7 protein-coding genes and 1 other RNA gene are annotated in these 8,681 nt (G+C 35.1%); all 8 read right to left on the minus strand.

Annotated features, from left to right (window positions below):
- Window positions 1-435: 435 nt before the first annotated feature.
- Window positions 436-1,032 (minus strand): recombination mediator RecR, encoded by a 597-nt coding sequence (gene recR, locus HMPREF2864_RS03750; RefSeq protein WP_002461175.1) that lies wholly within the window; start codon window positions 1,030-1,032, stop codon window positions 436-438.
- A gap of 6 nt (window positions 1,033-1,038) precedes the next feature.
- The gene (locus tag HMPREF2864_RS03755) at window positions 1,039-1,356 is read right to left on the minus strand and encodes a YbaB/EbfC family nucleoid-associated protein (RefSeq protein WP_002479279.1); all 318 of its coding nucleotides are present in this window, start codon (window positions 1,354-1,356) and stop codon (window positions 1,039-1,041) included.
- An 87-nt stretch (window positions 1,357-1,443) separates the two neighbouring features.
- Window positions 1,444-3,174 (minus strand): DNA polymerase III subunit gamma/tau, encoded by a 1,731-nt coding sequence (dnaX, locus tag HMPREF2864_RS03760; RefSeq protein ID WP_002461173.1) that lies wholly within the window; start codon window positions 3,172-3,174, stop codon window positions 1,444-1,446.
- A gap of 65 nt (window positions 3,175-3,239) precedes the next feature.
- The gene (locus HMPREF2864_RS03765) at window positions 3,240-3,764 is read right to left on the minus strand and encodes a GNAT family N-acetyltransferase (protein WP_002479278.1); all 525 of its coding nucleotides are present in this window, start codon (window positions 3,762-3,764) and stop codon (window positions 3,240-3,242) included.
- A 327-nt stretch (window positions 3,765-4,091) separates the two neighbouring features.
- Window positions 4,092-4,361: signal recognition particle sRNA large type (gene ffs, locus HMPREF2864_RS03770), an RNA gene on the minus strand.
- Window positions 4,362-4,448: 87 nt separating this feature from the next.
- A complete protein-coding gene (gene treR, locus HMPREF2864_RS03775; protein WP_002492155.1) occupies window positions 4,449-5,177 on the minus strand; it encodes a trehalose operon repressor in 729 nt (242 codons plus the stop codon).
- A gap of 20 nt (window positions 5,178-5,197) precedes the next feature.
- On the minus strand, window positions 5,198-6,835 hold the full coding sequence (gene treC / locus HMPREF2864_RS03780) for an alpha,alpha-phosphotrehalase (protein WP_002461170.1): 1,638 nt from the start codon (window positions 6,833-6,835) through the stop codon (window positions 5,198-5,200).
- A 76-nt stretch (window positions 6,836-6,911) separates the two neighbouring features.
- The gene (gene treP, locus HMPREF2864_RS03785; RefSeq protein WP_070545047.1) at window positions 6,912-8,357 is read right to left on the minus strand and encodes a PTS system trehalose-specific EIIBC component; all 1,446 of its coding nucleotides are present in this window, start codon (window positions 8,355-8,357) and stop codon (window positions 6,912-6,914) included.
- Between the last annotated feature and the right edge of the window lie 324 nt (window positions 8,358-8,681).

Genomic DNA, 8,681 nt, shown 5'->3' on the forward strand with positions numbered 1-8,681 from the left:
GTCATTCAGTTTTCAATGTTCATTTCTTACCGACGAGAATTAATTATACTAGCTATAGCCATAAAAGTCAACAACTATATATAATTAATTTTTATTTGAAATGCTAAGTTGATTTGCTCAACAAATAAATACTATACAAGATGAGTGTCTTTATCACAATAGTAAAAATTACACCTATTCATTTACATTTAAAATACGTCTCACCATAAAGCGAACAACATTTTGATTAAAGAGTAAATAGTTCGCCTATCCACTCGATTTTTGTATGAAAATTTATAAATATAGTCATAATACCGCATTTTTACAAACTTTAGTTTGTAGCAAATTTTTATGAAAAAATTAAAAAAAGCCAATTAAGTCGCTCTAAAACATATAAGTTCTTAATCTATCAGAATTAATATATGTTAAGCGCGCCTTATTGGCTCAACTCATTTACTACATTTCAGTTCTTCCAGCGATTGCTTTTGAAAGTGTGACTTCATCTGCATACTCTAAATCTCCACCAACTGACAAACCTTGTGCAAGTCTTGTTACTTTAATGCCTATTGGTTTAACAAGTCTAGAAATATACATCGCTGTCGATTCACCTTCAAGATTTGGATTCATTGCTAATATAAGCTCTTTCACTTCTTCATCTTTTAATCTTTCTATTAATGAAGGGATGTTTATATCTTCAGGCCCAATACCATCCATTGGCGATATAGAACCATGTAAGACGTGATAAAGCCCTTTATACTCCCGCATTTTTTCCATAGCAATAACGTCTTTATCATCTTCGACTACACAAATCACTGTCCGATCCCTTTGCTTATCTTCACAAATATAGCAAGGGTCATTTTCTGTGATATGTCCACAAACACTGCAATAAGTTAACTCTCTTTTGACATCAACAAGTGCCTTCGCAAATTGAACTACGTCGTCTTCTTTCATATTTAGAGTATGAAAAGCCAGACGTTGAGCCGTCTTAGGACCAATGCCTGGTAATTTCATAAAACTGTCTATGAGTTTAGATATAGGTTCTGGATAATGCATGAGTTATCACATTCCAGGAATGTTTAGGCCTTGTGTATGTTTACCTAAGCGCTCTTGTGTTAGCTCATCAGCTTTGTTCATTGCTTCATTCGTAGCTGCTAAAACTAAATCTTGTAGCATTTCAATATCATCTGGATCAACAGCTTCTTCTTTAATTTCAACATCAACTACTTCTTTATGTCCAGTTACAGTTACAGCTACCATACCACCGCCAGCTGTACCTACAATACGCTCATCTTTAAGCTTTTCTTGTTCTTGAGCCATTTTCTTTTGCATTTTTTGCATTTGTTTCATCATTTGTTGCATATTTCCGCCACCGCGCATAATATCATTTCCTCCTTGAATAAACATCTATTTGTTCAAATTATACTTTTATTTCATTATACATACGAAAATAACTGTTGTCATGTCTTACTCTTCATCAACAAGATGCACGGTTTCATCTCCAAATAAGTCTCGCGCTTTTTGTGCGACATCAGTGGGTTGTGATTGTTCTCTCGTCTTAGTTTGCTGTGATGATTCATCCTGTGTTTCATGTTGCTCACCATTATGATTTTTGCGCTGTTGTATATATTCAGATCTGACTCTTAACCATTGATCAGATGGTACACCAACAACTTGGACGTTCTTATTGATAATCTCACAAACAACACTTTCTATATTATTTCTTTTTTCTACATCCTTATTGACTATTTCACAATGAATTTCTTCCTCAAATTTCACTAGTACATTTGTTTCACTTGCAGCCACTGGTTCGGAATTCTGTAGCAAGCTTACTAATGATTTTCTATCGTTATTTTTAGCATGGTCAATAACGTCATTCCAACGCCCTTTTAACAGTTTAATATCTTCTTTATTTGCATTATCTAATACTTTAGTAATCTTGCTCATTGAAAATGCATGTTTCACTTCTACATTACTTCTTGTTGCACGTTGAGCAGTTGGCTTTTGTGGTTTAGCAATAACACCTTGGGCTTTAAGTGTCTTAAGTTCATTTTCAAGTTGTTCCATTCTTTGTAACAAAGCATCATTTGTTGGTTGTGTTACCGCAGCTGGTGTAGCAACATTTTGGACATTTTCTGGACTGGTTTTCATCATTTCTGCAATTTTTACTAATAAAACTTCGAAATGTACGTTCTGATTGACACTAAAACGAATAGAAACAAGCGTATCATTAATAATATCAATCATATGGTACAACATTTCTAAATCAAAATCTGCTAATGCATCATATGTCATTGACTCGTCTGCTGTTTTACTCATGATGGTATCTCTGACAAAATAAATCATATCATTGATAAGGCGATTAACCTCTTTACCTTCAGAAATAAAATGATGGTAACGGGTGAACGCTTCACGCACATCGCCATTAACAATATCCTTAAATAAATCATTAAGTGCCGCTTCGTCTACACTTCCTGTTACGTCTAAAGCGTCTTTCAGTGTTAAGTGGTCATCACCAAACGCAATGGCCTGATCCATAATACTTAATGCATCCCGCATGCCACCTTCAGATGCTTTAGCTATAAATTCTAGGGCTGCAATATCATAATCGATTTGTTGTTCATCAGCCACAAAGCGCAACCGTTCTACGATTTGCTCACTATTAATGGCTTTAAAATCAAATCTTTGTGCCCTAGAAATGATTGTCGGAGGAATTTTGTGAGGTTCTGTTGTTGCTAATATAAAAATCGCATGTGCAGGTGGCTCTTCTAACGTTTTTAACAACGCATTAAATGCCCCTGTAGTTAACATGTGAACCTCATCTATAATATAAACTTTGAATTTCGATTCACTAGGTGCATACTTCACTTTATCTCTAATATTTCTTATTTCATCTACGCCATTATTACTTGCCGCATCAATTTCGATGACATCGGAGTTAGTGCCTGTCGTAATGCCCTTACATATCGCACATTCATTACAAGGCTCACCATCATTACTATTTAAGCAATTGATTGCTTTTGCAAACACTTTAGCAATACTTGTTTTTCCTGTACCTCTTGGGCCACTAAAAATATAGGCATGTGATTGCTTACCTTTTGATATCGCGTTTTTCAGCGTTTGCGTTACGTGTTCTTGTCCAACAACATCGGAAAAGCTTTGAGGTCTGAACATTCGATACAATGCCTGATAATTCACTTCTACACCTCCATAAACAATTACTCATTATTATATCATGGGTTCTCCATTTTATATCAATTCATTTATACTACATCTGCATCTTTTACTTTTCCATGCGGATAGTCTGTTAATTGATCCCATAAAAACTTCACTTGTAGCTGTTCTAACGTACTTTCGTCGGAATAAATATCGTAAATTTCTGCCTTTTCATAGCCCAACTGTTCAAAATAATCAGGCGCTCCAGATACAATGATCGTATTAAAATTTTCTGCTCTAGCACGTTCTTCAACAGCATTTACTAAAGCTTTGCCGATTCCTTGACCTCTTACTTCTGGATCTACGGATAATGATGCAAGTTCAAGTGCAGGATACTTCGCATCTTGCGCAACGATATTAATTTTACTTAACATAACATGTCCTACTACTACAGCTGCTTCATCTTTAGCAATTACTTCTAGTTCATATTGGTAACTTGGCGACTGTCTTAACCTTGCTACTAGCGCTCTTTTTGCTTTACCTTTTTTCGGATTTTCTGTATAACTTTGTTCGATTTTTTCTAGCGTCTGAGTATAATCTACTTCAGTTAAGGTGCTTAAATATACTTGCATATATCCTCCTGAACATTGTATGCATAGACGCAAATACATGCACTTTCATTATATAGCACATAGTTAAAATGAAATGCATCAGCATAGCTTTAATTTATAACAGTTTAAATGTATCAAATTTTTGCTATATTCGCTATTTTGATCAAAAGGGCAGTAGTAAAATCATATTTCATCACAAAGATTTTGTAACTTTGCTTCTGGAAATGCATTGTGCCAGTCCTCTCTGTTGAGGCTCCGAAAATGTAATTAGAGGCTGAGTTATTAAATATATCTCAGCCTCCTCGTATTGTATTTATTTATAGTAAAGTTTTGATTGTATATAAAAAGCCGCACACCTCTGAATCGAACACAATTCATAAACGTTACCGAAGTCGACAGCTAAATCTCGGCTACCCTACGGCACATATGAGGATCCACTTAATGCTGCTTCCGTCAGGACCTGACATGATTCATGGGTTCATATTGCATAGGACCGAAATCTTCAAACACTACGTGCTTCGGGCAGACTTCACAAAATTGTGCCCTCAACAAAGGAATTAAGTCTCGCATAAAGCGGATTTCGAGTATAGGGAACCGCTACCTCCCCACCTAGCACGGCAAGAATTATATTACTATAAATAAGCATTGATATGCAAGTGTAATGTCTATCATTTAGAATAGATGCGTAATCAATAAATCACATTTTTAATAGTTGTGATAACGTCGTGAAAATTCTTTAAAAGTGAAATCTGTAGCAATATGCTTTGAAATATTATATTGAAAAGCTGTCGTATCTTTAAGATAAATAATACTTCTAACTGTTGCCGAATATGGTGGCTCAACATTTCCAAATATACTTAACTCATAATCATTAAATGCTTCGAAGGTAATCGCTTTACATGAATAACTAATTTGTAAGTTGAGTTGTTGCTCAATATAATTATATATCGAATCCTCTACAACTTCTCGACTCAAACTTGGTACTTGGGATGCCAAAAAGAAATCTTCATCTAATATTTTAACTTTCCCATCAATACTTCGAGTACGTACAATGTGTAGAAGTCTTTCATAGTTTCTCAGCCCTAATTTTTCTTTAACAACTGGGAATTCATGTGCATAACATGTTTCGTTGAGAAGCATTTCCGTATGGTGGGTGAGCCCTAATTGTTCCTTTATTTCTTTAAAACTAATTAAATCCGAAAATGGGAATTCCGTTACGCCTCGATATATAACAACAGAGCCCTTACCTCTTATTTTCTGAATCATACCATCAGCTACTAATAAATCTAAAGCTTTTCTCACTGTTTCACGTGAAGCTTTATTTATATTCATTAACTCATGTTCCGATGGTAATTGACTCCCTTTAGTATAACTTCCATTCAAAATGGCTGTTTTTAATTGGTTATAAATTTTTGTGAATTTCTTAATTGTCACTTGGTTCACCAATTCCTTATCTATAATTCTTGCTCAACCACCAACGCTCCATATCCAGTTATTTGTCGGTTTGATATTTCCCCGTTTCTAATAATTGTTTTTCCTTTAATGTTTAAATCTTCTGGTAATCGTACTGGTTGCTGTGAAAAGTTAGCAACAACTAACCATGAAGTTGCTTGATAATTACGTCGATATATAAACAACTTGTCATGTGCCATATATAGCGCTTCTATATTTCCGTAAGTCACAATATCATATTGGTGTCGAATGTCAATCAATTGTCGATATGTTTGTAAAATAGATTGCTTATCTTGCATCGCTTGTTGAACATTTACTTGTTCATAATTTTGTGCTAAATCAATCCAAGGCTTACCTGTAGTGAAACCTCCATAAGCTTCATTATTCCATTGCATAGGTGTGCGTGAATTATCTCGAGACTTTTGCCCTAAAATCGTAAGCGCCTCTACATCACTTTCACCCTGTGCAGTTAATTTTTCATACGCATTATGAGATTCAATATCGCGATATTGTTCTATAGTAGTAAAATGTGGATTGGTCATACCGATTTCTTCACCTTGATAGATGTACGGTGTCCCTTGAAGCATATGCAACACAATTGCTAACATTTTAGCACTGGCTTGGCGATTTTCTTCAGTCGAATCATCTCCAAAACGTGACACGACACGTGGTTGATCGTGATTACACCAGAATATCGCGTTCCAACCCCCACCTTGATAAATGCCTATTTGCCATTCCATCAAAATTTCCTTCAACTTGAGAAAGTTTAACTTAGCATTTGACCACTTTTCACCATTAAGATAATCAACTTTGAGGTGATGGAAATGAAATACGCTGTTAAGTTCTTGACGCTCTGGTTTAGTATATTTAATGCAATGTTCAATCGTTGTTGATGACATCTCACCAACTGTCATCATTCCTTTATCGCCGAAAGTATTGCGGTTTAACTCATGTAAATACTGATGAACACGTGGTCCATCCGTATAAAATTCTTTTCCAATTTTTGATGAATCTTTAAATTCACCTTTAGATATAAGATTAATAACATCAAAACGGAAGCCATCTACCCCAAATTTAATCCAGTAATTAACAATATCATATAACGCTTGACGTACCTTTTCATTTCCCCAATTCAAATCAGCTTGTGTTACATCGAAAAGGTGAAGATAATACGCATCAGTCTTCTCATCATATTGCCATGCATTTCCACCAAACTTTGATTCCCAATTCGTCGGTGGCCCATCTGGAGATGTTTTAAAAAAATAAAAATCACGATACGGGTTGTCTTTTGAACTGATTGCTTGTTTAAACCATTCATGTTCTGTAGAAGTATGATTAATGACAATATCTAACATAACTTTTAGATTACGGTCATGTGCTTCAGAAATCAATGTTTGAAAGTCTTCTATGGTGCCAAATCGTTCATTGATTTTAAAATAATTACTAATATCATAACCATTATCATTCATAGGTGATTCATAAATCGGGGTTAACCAAATATAATCAACACCTAAATATTGTATATAGTCCAGTTTGTCAATGATACCTTGTAAATCTCCTTCACCATTCCCAGTTGTATCGTTAAAAGATTTCGGATAAATTTGATAAACTACAGATTTTCTCCAGTCATTGTTTGCCATGTCCTGCTCCTTTTTATATGTTATTCGCATAGAAAACGCATCTCGGTTATAATGATTAATCTATACGTCGTTCAAATTATTTTTCTGCTTCTGGAGGTGTTACAATTTTTTTCGTTTTTTCATGACTAAATTTTGCTAAAAATACCGTTAATATTGCTGGAATCACTAATGCTGCAATAGTTATAGGAAGATATACCGGCCACCAAAATTGATGTTGAATAGAGATAAATGCAGGAAATCCGCCTACACCTACATTACCTAGCACTCGATTCGCCCCCACAATTGCACCTAGTATCGCTGATGTTGATATCGCTGCTACAAATGGATATTTTAGAGGTAAGTTCACCCCAAACATTGCTGGCTCTGTTACCCCAAGAATACCTGAAATACTTGAAGTTAATGCTAATCCCTCTTCTTTAACCATTTTGCGTCGTTTATACACATACCAAGCTCCAAATGCTGCTGAACCTTGACACATGTTTGAAATAGCAACAATTGGCCATAGATAAGTGCCTCCCAATTTACTGCCCATCAATTGAAAGTCAACTGCTAAGAACATATGATGTAACCCTGTAATAACAAGCGGGCCATAAAGTAATCCATATAAGAAGCCGCCTAGCCATCCAGCATGTTCAAATACAAATTGTATTGCACCTGTAATACCAGTACCAATGACTAATGCAATTGGACCTATAATGACAAATGCTAAAAAGCCGGTAACTAAAAGCGCAATAGGCCCTACCACCAACATCTTAATGGAATCATGAACTACCTTATTTAATGCTTTTTCAATTTGTGCCAATACATATGCTGCAAACAACACTGGCAAGACTTGTCCTTGATAATTTAATTGTTTAATTTCTAAACCAAATAAATGCCATGTAGGAATATGTCCCTTGCCAATATCATATTGAGAGACCAGTTGTGGATGCATTAATATGAGTCCAAGTACTAATCCTAAGATAGGACTTCCCCCAAATACACGCATACTACTCCACCCAATAAGTGCAGGTAAGAAAATAAAAGCCGTACTAGCAATCACATTAACGATATTAGAAATATCTCCTAATTGCTGATATTGTTCGACTAATGGCTTAGGCCCAAAAAGCCCTTTCATCGTTAATAAGTTGTTAATTCCCATCAATAAACCCGCTGTAACTAATGCAGGTAAAATTGGAATAAAAATATCTCCTAATAACTTAATCAGCCGTTGTAAAGGGTTCCCTTTTTTTGCAGCTGCTTGCTTAGCTTCATCTTTGGAAGCCTCTTCAACACCCGTTTCATCTATAAAGTGCTTATATACTTCCTCTACTGTTCCTGGTCCAATAACAATTTGATACTGATGATCTGCTTTAAATTGCCCTTTGACCAATGGATTGTCACTTAACATGTCTTTATTTACTTTATTATCATCTTTAAGCACGATTCTTAATCGAGTCACACAATGCGTTGCTGCATCAATATTTTCTTTACCACCAATTGCTTGTACAATGTGCTGCACATCTTTTCTATTTACAGCCAAGTTAGCCACTTCCTTTTTATCTTTGCTTCAGTATAACTTGTCTAGACAAGTTATGTAAAGGCTTTCATTATTGGAGTGGTTTGTTTTTAAAATAATCTCTTAGGATACAATAACTCAAATTATTTAACGATGTTGATTTTCCTTTTCAGTAATTCATTAGTAAATGGTTTAGTTCACACTTCTTTTTTGACTTATTCAATATTTTAACTATTCACTTAACACGTAAAAAAGCAAGCCCTTATTAACTAAGCGCTTGCATTAAATATCTATTAGTCTTGGATTTTAAATATAATGGCGGAGGAAGAGGGATTCGAACCCCCGCGG

Source organism: Staphylococcus sp. HMSC059F04, assembly GCF_001812565.1.
GTDB lineage: Bacteria > Bacillota > Bacilli > Staphylococcales > Staphylococcaceae > Staphylococcus > Staphylococcus lugdunensis.

What these genes read in the sequence shown, in the direction of transcription:
- treC (WP_002461170.1), bottom strand. Translation starts at nt 6,835, where the DNA reads ATGGCAAACAATGACTGGAGAAAATCTGTAGTTTATCAAATTTATCCG.
- HMPREF2864_RS03765 (WP_002479278.1), bottom strand. Translation starts at nt 3,764, where the DNA reads ATGCAAGTATATTTAAGCACCTTAACTGAAGTAGATTATACTCAGACG.
- recR (WP_002461175.1), bottom strand. Translation starts at nt 1,032, where the DNA reads ATGCATTATCCAGAACCTATATCTAAACTCATAGACAGTTTTATGAAA.
- HMPREF2864_RS03755 (WP_002479279.1), bottom strand. Translation starts at nt 1,356, where the DNA reads ATGCGCGGTGGCGGAAATATGCAACAAATGATGAAACAAATGCAAAAA.